Origin of the sequence: Streptomyces sp. ACA25, assembly GCF_028200735.1 — a bacterium.
Taxonomy (GTDB): Bacteria; Actinomycetota; Actinomycetes; order Streptomycetales; family Streptomycetaceae; genus Streptomyces.
This window is the reverse complement of sequence record NZ_JAQKPV010000010.1, coordinates 1-18,013: the sequence shown is the minus strand read 5'-3', so window position 1 is coordinate 18,013 and position 18,013 is coordinate 1. Positions and strand designations below refer to the sequence as shown.

Sequence of the window (18,013 nt, the reverse complement as noted above, 5' to 3'; positions counted from 1 at the left end):
TAGATCATCAGCGCGCCCACCTGGTCAGAAGGCCGTCCAACAGCTGGGCGATCCGCTCCCGTTCGGGGCCTTCGGCCGGCAACCGTGTGATGGCGTCGTCCAGTTGGCCCAGCTCCTCCAGCACCAGCACGGCGGTCGCGGCATCCTCATCGGCGAACTCCGCCGGGGCCTCCCCCTCGGCCGGTGCCAGCTCGGCCAGCAGGTGCCGGGCCAGCTCGACCGGGGTCGGGTGGTCGAACACCAGCGTCGCCGGCAGCCGCAGCCCGGTGGCCGCGGCCAGCCGGTTGCGCAGCTTCAGTGCGGCCAGCGAGTCGAACCCCTGCTCCAGGAAACGGTGATGGACCTGGACGTCGTCGCCGGTCGGGTGGCTGAGCACCAGCGCGGCCTCGGCACGGACCATGTCGAGCAGGAGCGCCTCCCGCTCCGCGTGCGTCCGGCCCGAGAGATCGCGCGCCAGAGTGGGCGCGGTCGCGGTCTCCGCCTGCGCGGCGGCCCGGCGGGCCGGTACCCGCGACAGGGCGCGCAGCATCGCGGGCAGTTCGTCGGCGGCGGCGCGCAACGCCCGCAGGTCCAGCGCGCTCGCCGCGACGAAGGGCTCGCCGCCCCGGCACGCCGCGTCGAACAGCGCGAGGCCGCGCTGCTCGGTGAGCGGCACCATGCCGTTGATGGCAGCGGTCTCGTCCTGGGCCACCTTGTGGGCGCTCTTGGCGGCGCGCTCGGCCCACCAGCCCCAGGCCACGGACGTCGCTGTCAGGCCGTGGGACCTTCGGTGCCTGGCCAGCCCGTCGAGGAAAGCGTTCCCCGCCGCGTAGTTGCCCTGACCGAGGCCGCCGAGCGTGCCCGCCATCGAGGAGAACAGCACGAACGCGGCCAGGTCGAGGTGCTGGGTCAGCTCGTGCAGATGCCACGCCGCGTCGGCCTTCGGTCGCAGCACCGGGTCGACCCGCTCCGGGGTGAGCGCGGCGATGACGCCGTCGTCGAGGACCGAGGCGCTGTGCACCACTGCGGTCAGCGGGTGCTCGTCCGGGATCGCCGCGAGCAGTTCCGCCAGCGCCTTGCGGTCGGCCACGTCGCACACCGCGTGCGTGACGCGGGCGCCGAGCGCGTGGAGCCCCTCGCTCAGCTCGGCCGCGCCCGGTGCGGCCGGGCCTCGCCGGGAGGCCAGCACCAGGTTCCGAACACCGTGCTCGGCGACCAGGTGGCGCGCCACCAGCGCGCCTAGGTCGCCGGATGCGCCGGTGACCAGGACGGTGCCGGCCGGATCCCACGGTGCGGGCCCGTCCGGCTCGGCGAGGCGGGCCAGCCGCGGCGCCAGAGCCGCACCCGCGCGCAGTGCGAGCTGCGGTTCCCCTGCGGTCACCGCACCGGGCAGCACCCGCCACGACTCGGAGTCGCCGTCGATGTCGACCAGCACGAACCTATCGGGGTGCTCGGACTGGGCCGAGCGCACCAGGCCCCACGCGGCGGCGCCCGCGAGATCGGCCGCCGCTTCGGCCGCCGCGCCGCGGGTGAGCACGACGAGCGGGACCGTGGCGAACCGGTCGTCGGCCAGCCACGCCTGGACGGCCGCCAAGGTGGTGTGCACGACGGAGTGCGCCTCAGCGGGGACGTCTCCCTGACCGCCAACAGCGGTGACCAGCACGGCGTCGGGCACCTCGCGCAGGGCTGCCGGGTCCGCCACGCAGTGCACGGTGTGCCCGAGCCCGCGCAGCGCCTGGGCGGCGGCCAGCGGATCGGCCCCCAGCACCGCCCACCGGCCGGGCGCGACCTCAGAAGCAGGCTCTGTCACCGGAACCCAGTCCATGCGGAACAGCGCGTCACGGCCGATCCGCCCAGCGGTCCCGCTGTCCGTCACGTGGCCGAGCCGCACCGAGTCGACGGTGAGCACCGGGTCGCCCGCGGGGTCGGCCAGGGTGAGCGCCACGGTGTCCGGGCCGGTCCGCTCGGCGCGCACCCGCACGGCCCGCGCGCCGGTCGCGTGCAGCCGCACGCCCGACCATGCGGCGGGCACCCGGGCACCGTCGAGGACGGCGTGCAGGGCGGCGTCGAGCAGCACGGGGTGCAGCGCGTACCCGTCGGCCCGCTCGGCGGCGTCGGCGTCGAGCGCCACCTCGGCGAAGACGTCGTCGCCGCGCCGCCACGCGGCCCGTACGGCTCGCCACGCCGGGGCGGGAGCCGACCCGGCGGCTTCGAGGTCGTCGTAGAGGTCGTCGACGGGTTCAGCGCTCGTGGGCGGCCACTGGGCCAGAGCGGCGCCGGGCGCCGCGTGGGCCACGAGCGTGCCTTCGGCGTGGCGCACCCACACGTCTTCGGCCCGTGCGTGCACGCAGACCGATCGGGTGCCGTCGCCGTCGGGCACCCCGACCCGCACCTGCACGCTGACGCCGCCCTCCACCAGCGTCAGCGGCGCGTGAGCGGTCAGCTCGCCGATGCCCGCGCAGCCCACCCGGTCGGCGGCGGCCAGGACGAGGTCGACCAGCACCGCCCCGGGCACGTCACCGGCCAGCCACGGCTGCGCGGCGGCGGCGAGCCTGCCGGTGAGGACGAGCCCACCGCCCGCCAGGTCGACCTCGGCACCGAGCAGCGGGTGCTCGGCCGAGGCCAGGCCCGCCGCCGTCACGTCGCCGGCGCCCACCGAGGTCTCCAGCCAGTGCCGGGCGCGCTGGAACGCGTACGTCGGCAGCTCGATCGTGCGCGCACCGGTGCCCGCGAACGCGGGCCGCCAGTCGAGGGTGGCGCCCGCCGCGTGCGCCTCGGCGGCGGCGCGCAGGAACTGGTCACGGCCGCCCTCGTCCCGGCGCAGCGTGCCGAGCACGGCGGCCCCGCTACCCGCGTCCTCCAGCGTCTGCTGGATGGCCACGGTGAACATCGGGTGCCCGCTGACCTCCAGAAACGGCCCGTGGCCCTGCGCGGCCATGGCGCGCACGGCCTGCTCGAACTCCACGGTTCCGCGCGCGTTCCCGTACCAGTAGTGCGTGTCGAGACCCGCGGTGTCGAGCAGGCCGCCGGTCACCGTGGAGTAGAACGGGATCGCCGACGAGCGGGGCGCGGTCGGCGCCAGTGCCTCGACGAGGTGGTCCCGCAGCACGTCCACGTGCGCGGTGTGGCCCGCGCCGACGATCTGGCGGACCCTGCGTACCCGTACGCCCTCTTCCTCCAGGCCGGTGAGCAGTTCCTCCAGCGCGCCGAGGTCGCCCGCGACGGTCACCGAGCGGGGGTCGTTGACCGCCGCGATGTCAAGGCGGTGCCCCCACGGCTCCAGCCGTTGGGCCGCCTCGGCCTTGGGCAGCGCCACGGACGCCATGCCGCCCGTGCCCGCCAGCGTCAGCCACGCCTTGCCGCGGGTGGCGACGATCCTGGCCGCGTCGCGCAGGTCCAGGGCTCCCGCCACATACGCGGCGGCGACCTCGCCCTGGCTGTGCCCGACCACCGCTGACGGGTGCACGCCGTGCGAACGCCACAGCGCGGCCAGCGACACCATCATCGTGAACAGCGCGGGCTGCACCACGTCCACCCGGTGCAGCGGCGGCGCACCCTCGACGTCGCGGAGCACGTCGAGCAGTGACCAGTCGATGAACTCGGCGAACGCGTCGGCGCATTCGAGCACGCTCTCCCGGAACACCGGGAAGTCCTCGAGCAGCTCCTTGGCCATGCCGGGCCACTGGGCACCGTGGCCGGGGAAGACGAACGCGACCCGGTCGGCACCCTCAGCGATGCCCTGCGCCACCGCGGGGTCAGCGGTGGCACCGGCGACGGCTTCGAGGCCGCGCAGCAGCTCGGCCCGGTCGGCGCCGACCACGACGGCCCGGTGGTCGAACGCGGCGCGGCCGGCGGCCAGCGACCAGCCGATGTCCGCCGGGCGGGCGTCGGGAACCGCCATGACGTGGTCGCGCAGCCGCGCTGCCTGGGCGCGCAGGGCGGGCTGGGTGCGGCCGTGGACAGGCCATGCCACGACCGGTGTCTGCTCGGCACCGAGCTCGGATGCCTCCTCGGCGGGTGCCTGCTCGATGATCACGTGGGCGTTCGTACCGGACAGGCCGAACGACGAAATGCCCGCGCGGCGCGGCCGGTCCACCTCGGGCCACTCCAGTGGCTCGGTAAGCAGCGAGACGGCGCCTGCCGTCCAGTCGACCTGCAGGGAAGGCGTTTCCACATGCAGCGTCCTGGGCAGCAGACCGTGCCGGATCGCCTGCACCATCTTGATCACACCGGCCGCGCCCGATGCGGCCTGGGTGTGGCCGATGTTGGACTTCACCGAGCCGAGCCAGAGCGGCTCGGTCCGGTCGCGGCCGTACGTGGCCAGCAGCGCCTGAGCCTCGATCGGGTCACCCAGCCGGGTGCCGGTGCCGTGCGCCTCCACGGCGTCCACGTCGGAAGGACGCAGGCCGGCATCGCCCAGCGCGGCGGTGATCACGCGCTGCTGGGCCGGGCCGCTGGGTGCGGTCAGCCCGTTGGACGCGCCGTCCTGGTTGATGGCGGAGCCGCGTACCAGTGCAAGAACGCGGTGGCCCTGGGCACGGGCCCGGGAGAGCCGCTCGACCAGCAACAGGCCGACACCCTCGGCAAGACCCGTGCCGTCCGCCGCGTCGGCGAACGCCTTGCAGCGGCCGTCGCTGGACAGGCCGCGTTGCGCGGAAAAGCCGATCAGCGCGGCCGGGCTGGACATCAGCGCGACGCCGCCCGCCAGCGCAAGGTCGCTCTCGCCCCGGCGCAGGGACTGGCAGGCCAGGTGGAGTGCGACCAGCGACGACGAACAAGCGGTGTCCACCGTGACGGCCGGGCCCTCCAGGCCGAGAGTGTAGGAGATCCTGCCGGACACCACGCTCGGCACATTGCCGGTGAGCATCTGCCCGTCGGAACCGCCGGCGCCGAGGCTGCGGCTGGATGCGTAGTCGCCGACGTTGGCGCCCGCGAAGACGCCCGTACGGCTGCCGCGCAGGCCGGCCGGGTCGATGCCCGCGTGCTCGAACGCCTCCCACGCCGCCTCCAGCAACAGGCGCTGCTGCGGGTCGGTGGCGCGGGCCTCCAGCGGGGAGATCCCGAAGAACGAGGCGTCGAAGTCCGCCAGGCCGGGGAGGAAACCGCCGTGGCGCACATAGCTGCGGCCCCGGGCGTCCGGGTCGGAGTCGTAGAGCGCGTCGAGGTCCCAGCCTCGGTCGGTGGGCAGCTCGCCGACCGAGTCCTCGCCCGCCACCACCAGCCGCCACAGTTCGTCGGGCGACGCGATGCCGCCCGGGTACCGGCAGCTCAGGCCGACGATGGCGATCGGGTCGTCGTCGGCCCGGGTGGCGGCGGGGAGCTCGGGCGCCGCCGCGGCTCCGAACGCCTCGGCGAGCAGGTGCTCGGCCAGCACCGCGGGCGACGGATGGTCGAAGACCAAGGTCGCGGGCAGGGTCAGACCGGTGGCCGCGCCAAGCCGGCTGCGCAGCTCGACGGCGGTGATGGAGTCGAACCCGACGTCGCGGAACGCCCGGTCGGCGGGCAGCGCCGTGGGCGATGCGTGGCCGAGGACAGCGGCCGCGTGCTCACGGACCAGCTCGGTCGCGGCCCGCTTGCGCTCGGCCTCGGGCAGCGCGGTCAGCCGCTCGCGCAGCGCGGAGGCCGTCCCCGTGTCGACGGCGGCGGCGCGCAGCACAGCGGCGGCTTCCGGTACGCCCTCCAGCAGCGGGCTGCGCCGTGCCGAGCAGAACACCGGCACGAACCGGTTCCAGTCCACATCGGCGAGCGCGACAGCGGTCTCGTCGTGGTCGAGCACCTGTCCCAGGCCCGCGATGGCCAGGTCGGGGTCCAGGAACGGCAGGCCCTGCCTGCGTACACGCTCCGGGTCGACGCCCTCGCGTATTCCGTCCCAGTCGTTGACGGCGGCCCAGATGCCCCAGGCGACCGACGTAGCGGTCAGGCCGCGGGCGCGGCGGTCCTCGGCGAGCGCGTCGAGGTAGGCGTTCGCGGCAGCGTAGGGGGCGTGTTCACCGCTGCCCCACACGCCCGCGATGGACGAGAACAGCACGAACGCGTCGAGGTCGTCGTCGGCGAAGATCTCGTCGAGGTGGCGGGCACCGAGCACCTTGGCGGCCATCTCGTCGGCGAACTCGCCCACCGGGGTGTGGGCCAGCGGCCGCAGCTCCAGCGCGGTTGCGGCGTGCAGGACGGTGCGTACCGGAGTGCCTGCCTGGGCCAGGCCGGTGACCAGCGCGGTGAGTTGGCCGCGATCGGCGACGTCGCACGCCGGGAAGTCCAGGGCCGTGCCGGACCCAGCCAGCTCGGCGGTCAGCTCCGCCACGACGGGGGCCGCAGCGCCGCGCCTGCTGGGCAGCACGATGCGCTCGGCGCCCTGGGTGGCGAGCCAGCGGACCAGGTGCGGGCCGAGCGCGCCGGTGCCGCCGGTGAGCAGCACGGTGCCGGTGGTCTGCCACTGCTTGGGGGCGGGCGCGGCGCCGAGCGGCGCGCGTACAAGGCGGCGCACGGAGAGACCGGTGACGCGCAGCGCCATCTGATCCTCGTCGCTGTCGCCCGCGAGTACGGCGGCGAGCCGCCCTGCGGCGCGGTCGTCCAGCTCGGCGGGCAGGTCGATCAGGCCGCCCCAGCGGTCGGGGTGTTCCAGCGCGACGACGCGGCCCAGGCCCCAGGTCTGTGCCTGCGCGGGCGCGGTGACGCGCTCGGCCGGGCTGACGGCGACCGCGCCGGAGGTGGCGCACCAGAGCGGGGCGCTCACGTCCGCGTCGCCGAGGGCCTGCACGAGTGCGACCGTCAGGGCCAGGCCCACCGGCAGGGCGGGGTGATCGGGGTGCGGGTCGTCGTGCAGGGCGAGCAGGGACAGCACGCCCGCGGGGCGGACGTCGGCGAGGCGGGTGGCGAGCGCGTCGCGGCCGGTGTCGCCGTCGGCGAACGTGAGCGTCGTGACTTCGGCGCCCCGGGCGGCGAGCATGCGGGCGCAATCGGCGGGCAACGGGCCCGTGTGCCCCTCGGGCACGACGAGGAGCCAGGGGCCGGTGAGGCGCGCGTCGTCGGGGACGGCCCTGCGCTCCCACTCCACCGCGTACCGCCAGGTGTCCACGGTGGACCGTTCGTGCCGGGCCCGGTGCCACTGGGACAGTGCGGGCACGACGGCACTGAGCGCGTCGTCCTTTCGGACGCCGAGCGCGTGGGACAGCGCGTCGACGTCGGCGCGGTCCACGACATCCCAGAACCCGGCTTCCCACGGGTCGGCACCCGCCACCGCTGCCACGGCTGCCCGGCGCTGCGGCGTGAGCCAGAACCGCTCGCGCTGGAAGGCGTACGTGGGCAGGTCGACCCGGCGCGGAGCGTGGGGGGCCAGCTCGGCCGCCCAGTCCACGGGCGTGCCCAGTACTGCGGCCTCGGCCAGCGCGGTGCGGAACTGGCGCAGGTCCCCCTGGTCGCGGCGGAGCGTGGCCACCGAGGCCACGGGCACTTCGAGGGCTTCGGCCGTCTGCTGCACGCCGACGGTGAGCACCGGGCTCGGACTGGCCTCGATGAATACGCGGTAGCCGTCCTGGATGGCCCGTCGGGTGGCCTCCTCGAAGCGGACCGGCTCGCGCAGGTTGCGGTACCAGTAGCCGGCGTCGAGCCCGGTGGTGTCGAGCAGATCGCCGGTGAGGGTGGAGAGGAAGGCGACCTCGGTCCGGCGCGGGGTGATTCCCGCCAGGTCGGCCGCGAGCCGGTCGCAGATCTCTTCCACCTGCGGCGAGTGCGACGCGTAGTCGACGGGTATGCGGCGCACCCGTACGCCCTCGGCCTCCCACTTGGCCTGGGCCGCGTCGAGGGCGGCCACCGCCCCTGAGACGACCACCGTCGAGGGGCCGTTGACCCCCGCGACGCCGAGGCCGGGCCACTGGGCGAGCCGGGCCCGCACCTCGGTCTCGGGCAGCGGCACGGAGAGCATCCCGCCACGGCCCGCGAGTGCCAGCAGGGCCTTCGCCCGCAGCGCGACGACCTTCGCGCCGTCCTCGATGGAGAGCGCGCCCGCGACGCAGGCGGCGGCGATCTCGCCCTGCGAGTGGCCCAGCACAGCGTCGGGCCGTACGCCCGCGGCACGCCACAGCTCGGCGAGGCTCACCATCACGGCCCAGAGCACGGGCTGTACGACGTCGACGCGCTCCAGCGCCTGCGGCGAGCGGACCGCCTCGTCCAGCGACCAGTCCGTCCACGGCGCGAGCGCACGGCCGCACGCGGCCCACTGGGCCGCGAACGCGGGCGACGAGTCGATCAAGGGCACAGCCATGCCCGCCCACTGGGCACCCTGGCCGGGGAAGACCAACGCGATCCGCCGGACCGCTCCGGCGGTGCCGGTGACGACGGCCGGACTTGGCCGCTGCTCGGCGAGCGCGGTGAGACCGTCGAGCAGCCCGTCGCGGTCGTCGGCTACGACGACCGCGCGGCTGGGCAGGGCAGTGCGGCCGGTGGCGGCGCTGAACGCCACGTCCACCGGGGCAAGGCCGGGGTGATCAGCGAGGTGTGCGCCCAGGCGTCGGGCCTGGGCGCGCAGCGCGGGGTCGGTCGCGGCCGACAGCAGGACCGGGACCGCGACGGGCGCGGACCGGTCCTCGGCCGGGGAGGCCGCGGCGAGCGGAGCGGCCACAGCGGACGTGGGGGGCGCAGCAGGTGCGTCGGGCGCCTGTTCCAGCACGATGTGGGCGTTGGTGCCGCTGATGCCGAACGACGACACCGCCGCCCGGCGAGGCCTGCCGACCTCGGGCCACGCGCGGGCCTCGCGCAACGGCTCGACCGCGCCGGAGGCCCAGTCGACCTGCGGGGACAGTTCGGACAGGTGCGCGGTGCCGGGCAGCACCCCGTGCCGTAGGGCCATGACGGCCTTGATGATCCCTGCGACACCCGCGGCGGCCTGGGTGTGGCCGATGTTCGACTTCACCGACCCGAGCCACAGTGGCTCGGCGCGCTCCTGGCCGTAGGTGGCAAGCAGTGCCTGCGCCTCGATCGGATCGCCCAGCGCCGTACCGGTGCCGTGGCCCTCGACGAAGTCCACGTCGACCGGGTCGAGCCGGGCGTCGGCCAGCGCCTGCCGGATGACCCGCTGCTGTGCGGGCCCGTTGGGGGTTGTGAGGCCGCTGCTGGCGCCGTCCTGGTTCACCGCGGAGCCGCGGAGCACCGCCAGCACGGGGTGTCCGAGACGCTCGGCGTCGGCCAGCCGCTCGACCAGCAGCATGCCCGCGCCCTCCGACCAGCCCACGCCGTCGGCCTCGGCCGAGTAGGACTTGCAGCGGCCGTCGGCGGCGAGACCGCGCTGCCGGGAGAAGTCGACGAACACGGCCGGGGTGGACAGTACGGTCGCACCGCCCGCCAACGCCATCGTGCACTCCCCCGCGCGCAGCGCCTGCACGGCGGAGTGCAACGCCACCAGGGACGACGAGCACGCCGTGTCCAGGGTGACGGCCGGACCTTCCAGGCCCAGCACATACGCGACACGACCGGAGGCGATGCTGCCCGCGGTGCCGAGGCCCAGGTAGCCCTCGACTCCCTCGGGCAACGTGCCCGCGCCGCTGCCGTAGTCGTGGTACATCACTCCCGCGTACACGCCGGTACGGCTGCCGCGCAGCGACGCCGGGTCGATGCCCGCCCGCTCCACGGCCTCCCATGACGTCTCCAGGAGCAGCCGCTGCTGCGGATCCATCGCCAGCGCCTCGCGCGGCGAGATACCGAAGAAGCCCGCGTCGAACTCGCCCGCGTCGTACAGGAAGCCGCCCTCTCGGGCGTGCGAGGTGCCGGGCCGGTCGGGGTCGTCGGCGAACAGCGCGCCGAGATCCCAGCCGCGGTCGGCCGGGAAGCCCGACACCGCGTCACCGCCATCGGCCACCAGCTGCCACAGGTCGTCGGGGGAGGCCGCTCCACCGGGGTAGCGGCACGCCATGCCGACGATCGCGATGGGCTCGTGCCCACGGTCCTCGGCCTCGCGCAGGCGCTGCTTCGTACGGCGGAGGTCTGTGGTGAGCCGCTTCAGCGTCCCCAGGACCTTCTGGTCACCGGTCTGTTCGTTGTGCAACGCTTCTGCTCCTGTTACCACGGTTCGGTCTTTGTCGGTCATGAAAAGTCCCCCAGCTCCTGGTCGGCGAGGTCGAGCAGCTCGGCGAGGCTCGCCTCGCCCAACTCGCCTTCGCCCTGTGCGTCGTCGCCCTGCCCGTCGTCCAGCGTCCGCAGCAGCGCGCGCAGTCGGGACCGCAGGCTGTCGCGCAGCTCCGGGTCGGCGGCCACTTCGGCCGATGCGCTCTCCAGTTCGGCGAGCGTGCTGGCGCGCAGCGACACCGCGGTGGCACGGCCGGGGGCCAGTCCGGCCAACAGGTGCGCCGCGAGCGCGGTGGGCGTCGGGTGATCGAAGATCGTCGTGGCCGGCAGCCTCAGTCCGACTGCCGCGCTGAGACGGTTGCGCAGCTCGACCGACATCAGCGAGTCGAAGCCAAGCTGCTGAAAGCCGCGGCCCGGGTCGACGCCGTCGGGCGCGGCGTGGCCGAGCACATCGGCGGTGTGCAGCAGCACAACATCGAGTGCCGCCCGCTCCCGCTCGACGGCGGGCAGCTCAGCGAGCGTCCGGGCCAGCGGCTCGACTCCGTCCGTCACCGGCCGCGCGGGCGCGGGGACCAGGGACCGCAGCACCGGCGGCAGTTCCGCCGCCCGGGACCGCAGGCCCGGCAGGTCGAGGCGTGCGGCAAGCATGGCCGGCGCCCCGCTCCGCGCGGCGTCGAACAGGGCCAGGCCCTGCGCGGCGTCGAGCGGCAGCAGGCCCGCGCGGCTCGCCCGGCGCGTGTCGCTCTGCCCGGCCATGCCCTCGGCCCACGGGCCCCACGCGATCGACAATGCGGGCAGGCCCTCGGCCCGCCTGAACGCCGCGAGGGCGTCGAGGAAGGCGTTGGCGGCAGCGTAGTTGCCCTGTCCCGGCCCGCCCAGCAGACCCGCGGCGGACGAGAACAGCACGAACGCGTCCAGGTCACGGGTCAGCTCGTGCAGGTGCCACGCGGCATCGGCCTTGGGCCGCAGCACCGCGTCCAGTCGGTCCGGGGTGAGCGACTCCACCACGCCGTCGTCGAGCACGCCTGCGGCGTGCACCACGGCTGTCACGGGGTGCGCGGGCTCGACGCCCGCCAGCAGGGCGGCCAGGGCCGCCCGGTCGCCGACGTCGCAGGCCGCGAACTCTGCGACCGCACCCGCCTCGGCCAGCTCCCGGGCCAGCGCCGGGTGCTGCCCGGAACGGCTGACCAGCAGCAGCCTGCGCACGCCGTGTTCGGCCACGAGATGGCGGGCCACCATCGCGCCCAGGGCACCGGTCGCGCCGGTCACCAGCACCGTGCCGCGCGCGCCCAGCGGCGCGGCCGGCTCGGCGGTGGCGGACCGGACCAGCCGGGCCACCCGTACGCCACCGGCGCGGACGACGAGCTGGGGCTCGCCCGTCGCCAGGGCGGCGGGCAGCACCGCGAGCGACGCCGGGGCGCCGTCGGTGTCGACCAGCACGATCCGGCCCGGGTTCTCGGACTGCGCCGCGCGCAGCAAGCCCCAGGCGGCGGCCCCTGCCAGGTCGGGTCGTTCACCGTCGAGGGCGACCGCGCCTCGGGTGAGCACGATCAGGCGCGCGTCCGCCGAGCGGTCGCCCGTCACCCACGACTGCACCAACTTCAGCGTCTCGCGCAGTACGCCGCGTACGGCCGATGGCACTTCCGCGGCGCTCATCGCGGGCAGCGGCGCGATCACCGCGGCCACGCCCTCGGCCACGGCGTCCAGGTCCGGAAGCTCCTCGACATCGGTCAGCGGGCGCAGCGCGTCGACCAGAGCGTGTTCCTCCCGGCCGAGCACCGCCCAGCGGCCCGTGGTGGTGGCGGCGGTGGCGGTGGCGGGTACCCAGTCGAGGTCGAACAGCGCGTCGGCCGCGGTGGGCGCGGTGCGCAGGTCGTCCGGGCCGAGCGGCCGCAGACGCAACGCCTCGACGGTGGCCACCGGGATGCCGTCGTCGTCCCACGCGTGCAGGGACACCTCCTCCGCGCCGACCGGCGCGAGCCGTACCCGCACCGAGCGGGCACCTGTGGCGTGCACGGTGACGTCAGTCCATCCGAACGGCACCCCAGGCGCGCGCAGTTCACTGGCGCCGACCGCGTGCAGTGCCGCGTCCAGCAGCGCCGGGTGTACGCCGAAGCCGGCCGGCTCGGCCACGGACGGCAGCATGACCTCGGCGAACACCTCGGTCGATTCGCCCGTGCCGCGCCGCCAGAGGGCGCGCAGGCCGCGGAACACCGGTCCGTAGCCGAACCCGGCAGCGGCCAGGTCGTCGTACCGACCCTCGGTCGGCACCGGCTCGGCGCCTTCCGGGGGCCATACCTGCGAGCCCGTGTCGGGCGTCGGAGCGCTCGCGGCGAGCACGCCGGTCGCGTGCCTGGTCCACTCGCCCGCGCCGTCGGCGCGACCGGAGACCGTGACCGGCCGCTCGCCGTCGGCGAGCGCGCCCACCTGGACCTGCACGAACACCGAGCCCTCCGACGGCAGCACCAGCGGTGCGTCCAGCGTCAGCTCCCGAACCCTCGGCAGGTCCACGCGCTCGCCCGCCGCGACAACCAGCTCGACGAAGGCGGTACCGGGCAGCAGGACGCTGCCCAGCACGGTGTGGTCGGCCAGCCATGGGTGGGTCGCGGTGCCGAAGCGGCCGGTGAGCGTCACACCGTCGGGCGACTCCACGACGGCCCCCAGCATCGGGTGGCCGGCGACGGCGAGCCCGGCGGCGGAGAGGTCGCCAAGCCGCGGCGCGGACTGCAGCCAGTAGCGCGTGTGCTGGAACGCGGTCGTGGGCAGCTCGACGCGCCGGGCGTCGGCGCCCGCGAAGAACGCCGCCCAGTCCACCTCGGTGCCCCGGTGGTGCAGGGCACCCAGCGCGGTGAGCACGGCGGGAACCTCCGGCCGTCCGGCGCGCAGCACGGGTACGGCCACGGCCGTATCGGGCAGCACCTGGGCCGCCATTGCGGTGAGCACCCCGTCGGGGCCGAGCTCCACCACGGTGTCCACGCCCGCCGCGTCGAGGGCGCGCACGCCGTCACCGAAACGCACCGCGTCGCGCACGTGCCGCACCCAGTACGCGGGGGTGAGGAACTCGTCTCCGGCGACCGCACCGGTCACCGTGGACACCACGGGGACGCGCGGCTGCTGGAACCCGACGGTCGCGAGGACCCGCTCGAACTCCGCCAGCATCGGCTCCATCAGGGGCGAGTGGAACGCGTGGCTCACCCGCAGTCGCCGCGTTCTGCGGCCCCGTTCGGTCCACAGCGCGGCCGTGGCCAGCACGGCGTCCTCATCACCGGAGACGACGACCGACGTCGGACCGTTGACCGCGGCGACCACCGCCCCGGTCACCTGCTCGGCGGCGACCTCGTCCTCGGGTGCCTCGATCGCGGCCATCGCACCGCCCGCAGGCAGCGCGGCCATCAGGCGGCCGCGCGCGGCGACGACGGTCACCGCGTCGCGGAGAGACCAGACGCCCGCCAGGTGCGCGGCGGCCAGCTCGCCGACCGAGTGGCCGAGCAAGAAGTCCGGGACCACGCCCCAGGTCTCGAGCAGTCGCGCGAGGGCGACCTCCAGCGCGAACAGCGCGGGCTGTGCGTACGCGGTGTCGTCCAGCCCTTCGTCCGAGACGACGACCTCCCGCAGAGGCCGGTCGAGCTGGGCGTCGAACTCTGCGCACACCTCGGCGTACGCGTCGGCGAACACCGGATACGCAGCCGCCAGTTCCTCGCCCGTGCCCGCGCGCTGGGCGCCCTGGCCGGTCAGCAGGAACGCTGTTCGGCCGGTGCCCTGCTCGGTGGCAGGGCCCAGCGCGGCCAGGCCTGCCAGCAGCTCGGCGCGGGTGCCTGCCACGACCGTGGCCCCGCGTTCGAAGCGCGCTCTGCCGGTGGCGGCGGAGTACGCAACGTCGAGCGGGGTGAGCGCCGGATCAGCGGTGAGCGCGGCGGCGAGGCGGTCGGCCTGCAGGCGCAGCCCCGTTTCCGTGCGCGCCGACAGCGGCACCGGGACCACGACGGCGGGCCGCTCGGCGGGCCCTTCGACAAGTCCCTCAGCAGGCCGCGTCTGCGGCTCGCCCTGCTCCAGCACCACGTGGGCGTTGGTGCCGCTGAGGCCGAACGACGAGACGGCCGCGCGGCGCGGACTCTCACCCGCAGGCCACTCCCTGGCCTCGGTCAGCAGCTCCACCGAGCCGGCCGACCAGTCCACGTGCGACGACGGCTCGTCCACGTGCAGGGTCTTGGGCAGCACGCCGTGCCGCATCGCCTGGACCATCTTGATCACGCCTGCCACACCCGCGGCGGCCTGAGTGTGCCCGAGGTTGGACTTCACGGACCCCAGCCACAGCGACCTGTCCCGCTCCTGGCCGTACGTAGCAAGCAACGCCTCGGCCTCGATCGGGTCGCCCAACGACGTCCCGGTGCCGTGCCCCTCGACGGCGTCCACCTCGGAAGGATGCAGGCCCGCCTCGGCCAGCGCGCTGCGGATGACCCGCTGTTGCGAAGGACCGTTCGGCGCCGTCAAGCCGTTCGACGCACCGTCCTGATTCACCGCGGAGCCGCGTACGACAGCCAGCACCGGGTGCCCCAGCCGCCGCGCGTCGGAGAGCCGCTCCACCAGCAGCATGCCCGCGCCCTCGGCCCAGCCGGTGCCGTCGGCATCGGTGGAGTAGGACTTGCAGCGGCCGTCGGCGGCGAGGCCGCGCTGCCGGGAGAAGTCGACGAACACGCCGGGGGTCGCCATCACCGTGACCCCGCCCGCGAGCGCGAGGTCGCTCTCGCCCGAGCGCAGCGACTGGATGGCCCAGTGCAGCGCGACCAGCGAGGAGGAGCACGCCGTGTCGACCGTGACCGCAGGGCCCTCCAGGCCCAGCGTGTAGGCGACGCGGCCGGAGGCGATGCTGCCCGAGTTGCCGGTGCCGAGGTAGCCCTCGACGCCCTCGGGCAGCGTGCCGATCCCGGCCACGTAGTCGTGGTACATCACTCCCGCGTACACGCCCGTACGGCTGCCGCGCAGCGACGCCGGGTCGATGCCCGCCCGCTCCACGGCCTCCCATGACGTCTCCAGGAGCAGCCGCTGCTGCGGATCCATCGCCAGCGCCTCGCGCGGCGAGATACCGAAGAAGCCCGCGTCGAACTCGCCCGCGTCGTACAGGAAGCCACCCTCGCGGGTGTGGCTGCTGCCCGGCCGGTCGGGGTCGTCGGCGAACAGTGTTGCGAGGTCCCAGCCGCGGTCGGCCGGGAATCCGGATACTGCGTCGCCACCCGCGGCGACCATGGCCCACAGCTCGTCAGGGGATGCGATGCCACCGGGGTAGCGGCACGCCATGCCGACGATCGCGATCGGCTCGTCCACCGGAGCCACCGGTGCCGGGGCCCGCTCGACGGGCGGCGCCGCGCCGAGTACCCGCTCCAGCAGGTGCGCCGCCAGGGCGGCCGGGGTCGGGTAGTCGAACACCGCGGTGGTGCCGAGCCGCAGGCCGAGTGCGGCGCCGAGCCGGTTGCGCAGCTCCACCGCGGTCAGCGAGTCGAACCCGAGGTCGAGGAACGCCCGGTTGGTGGCCACGGCCGCTGCGGACGCGTGGCCCAGCACCGCCGCCACGTGCTCGCGTACGAGATCGACCGCAGCGCGCTCCCGCTCGGCCGCGGGCAGGCCCGCGAACCGGTCGGTCCAGGCGTCGGTTCCGGCGCTCGCGGCCCTGCGGGCGGGCTGCCCGACGAGGCCGCGCAGCATCGGCGGGAGCGAGTCGGCGGCCGCCCGCAGCGCGGGCAGGTCCCAGAGCGCGGCCACGGCCAGGGCGTCGCCGCCGCGCACGGCCTCGTCGAACAGGGCCGTACCGTCCCCGGCACCGAGCGGTCGCATACCGGAGCGGCCGACCCTGCGCACATCTGCGTCGCCCAGGCCCGCGGTCATGCCGCCGCGAGCGGCCCACAGTCCGTATGCCAGGGCGGTGCCGGGCAAGCCCTGTGCGCGGCGATGTGCGGCGAGGGTGTCGAGGAAGGCGTTGGCGGCAGCGTAGTTGCCCTGGCCAGGGGCACCAAGGACACCGGCGGCCGAGGAGAACAGCACGAAGGCGCGCAGGTCGAGGCCCGCGGTCAGCTCGTGCAGGTGCCACGCGGCGTCGACCTTGGGCCGCAGCACCGCATCCACCCGCTCAGGAGTCAGCGTCTCCACGGTAGCGTCGTCCAGCACCCCCGCCGCGTGCACCACACCGGTCAGCGGCGGCTCGATGCCCGCCAGCAGGGCGGCCAGTGCGTCCCGGTCGGCGGCGTCACAGGCCACCACCCGGGCGCTGGTGCCGAGCGCGGCCAGCTCGGCCACGAGGTCGGCCGCGCCCGGGGCGTCCGGGCCCCTGCGGCCCGTCAGAACCAGGTGCCGCACGCCGTGCTCGACGGCGAGGTGGCGGGCGACGACGGCGCCGAGGGTGCCCGTGCCGCCCGTGACGAGCACGGTGCCGTCCTGGTCGAAGGACGCTGCGGGGGTGAGTACGGGCAGCGCGCGGGCAAGTCGGGGCGCCAGCACTGCCGACCCGCGTACGGCGGTCTGTGGCTCGCCCGTCCGGACCGCTGCGGTCGCCCCGGCACCATCGCCGTCCGGGGCCAGGTCCACGAGCACGAACCGGTCGGGGTGCTCGGACTGTGCCGACCGCACCAGGCCCCACACAGCGCCGGCCACCGGGTCGGGGGCCTCGTCGGCACCCGCCGCGACAGCGCCGCGCGTGACGAAGACCAGGCGCCCGGCACGATCGGCGGCGAGCCACGCCCGTATCCGGGCCAGGGCGTCGATGACGGCGGCGTGCGTCGCGGCCACCACGTCTCCACCGGCTGTTCCGCCGGGGACGACGGGCAGTTCGGTGACGTCACCCACGTCGATGGGCTCGGCTCCGACAGGAGTCCATTCGACCCGGTGCGGCTGCACGGCCGGACGGGCGGCGGGCGCGTCGGCCACGGGTCGCAGGCGGACGCCCTCGATCATGACCACCGGCTGCCCGGTGGGGTCGGCGGCGGTCAGCGCGATGCCGCCGCCCTCGGCGGTGAGCCGCACGCGCAGGACCCGAGCGCCGACGGCGTGCACCCGCGCGCCGGTCCAGGCGAATGGCATCTGCCCGCGCCCCCACTCCGCGACCAGGCCGCCGAAGCCCAGGGCGTGCAGGGCGGCGTCGAGCAGCGCGGGGTGTACGCCGTAGTCGTCGACGGATTCGGCGTCGTCGGGCAGCGCGACGTCGGCGTACACGGCGCCGTCACGCACCCAGACGGCGCGCAGGCCGCGGAAGAGCGGGCCGTAGCCGAAGCCCGCGGCAGCCAGGTCTTCATACAGGCCACCGACCGGGACCGGTTCGGCGCCCGCGGGCGGCCACTCGGTCAGGGCCTCCGGGGCCGGTCCCGTGTCGGGCGCGAGGACGCCCGCCGCGTGGCGGGTCCAGGCGTGCTCGTCGTCTTCGGGCCGCGAGTAGACGCCGACCTGGCGGCGGCCGTCGGCCTCCACCGCGTCGACCCGGACCTGCAGACGCACCGCCCCCTGCGCGGGCAGCGGCAGCGGGGCCTCAAGACCGAGGTCGTCCACCCGTGGGCAGCCGACGTGTTCGCCGGCCGCGAGGGCGAGGTCGAGGAACGCGGTGCCCGGCAGCAGCACCGGACCGAGGATGGTGTGGTCGGCCAGCCAAGGATGGGTGCCCAGCGACAGGCTGCCGGTGAACACGATTCCGTCCGCGCCGGGCAGTTCGACGGCCGCGCCGAGCAGCGGGTGCCCGACGGTGGTCAGACCCACGCCCGCCAGACCCGCCGGAGTGGTCGTGGGGGGCGTGAGCCAGAACCGCGCGTGCTGGAAGGCGTACGTGGGCAGGTCGACCCGGCGGGCGCCCCTGCCCGCGAAGTACGCGGCTCGGTCGCCCCGCGCGCCACTGGCGTGCAGGGCGGCGACGGCCGCTACGGCGGTCGCGGCACCGGGGCGGCCCGCCCGCTGAGCGGGGACCGCCAGGATGTCGTCCGCGGACTCTGCGGCCAACGCACTG

Annotated in this window: 2 protein-coding genes; both read right to left on the bottom strand. The window is 75.4% G+C overall.

Annotation, left to right across the window (positions count from 1 at the left end; genetic code table 11):
- Positions 1–7 precede the first annotated feature (7 nt).
- The gene (locus tag PJ985_RS16335; protein WP_271684516.1) at positions 8–10,015 is read right to left on the bottom strand and encodes a type I polyketide synthase; all 10,008 of its coding nucleotides are present in this window, start codon (positions 10,013–10,015) and stop codon (positions 8–10) included.
- A 38-nt stretch (positions 10,016–10,053) separates the two neighbouring features.
- Complete coding sequence (locus PJ985_RS16330) at positions 10,054–18,006, bottom strand: type I polyketide synthase (protein ID WP_271684515.1); 7,953 nt, start codon at positions 18,004–18,006, stop codon at positions 10,054–10,056.
- Positions 18,007–18,013 lie beyond the last annotated feature (7 nt).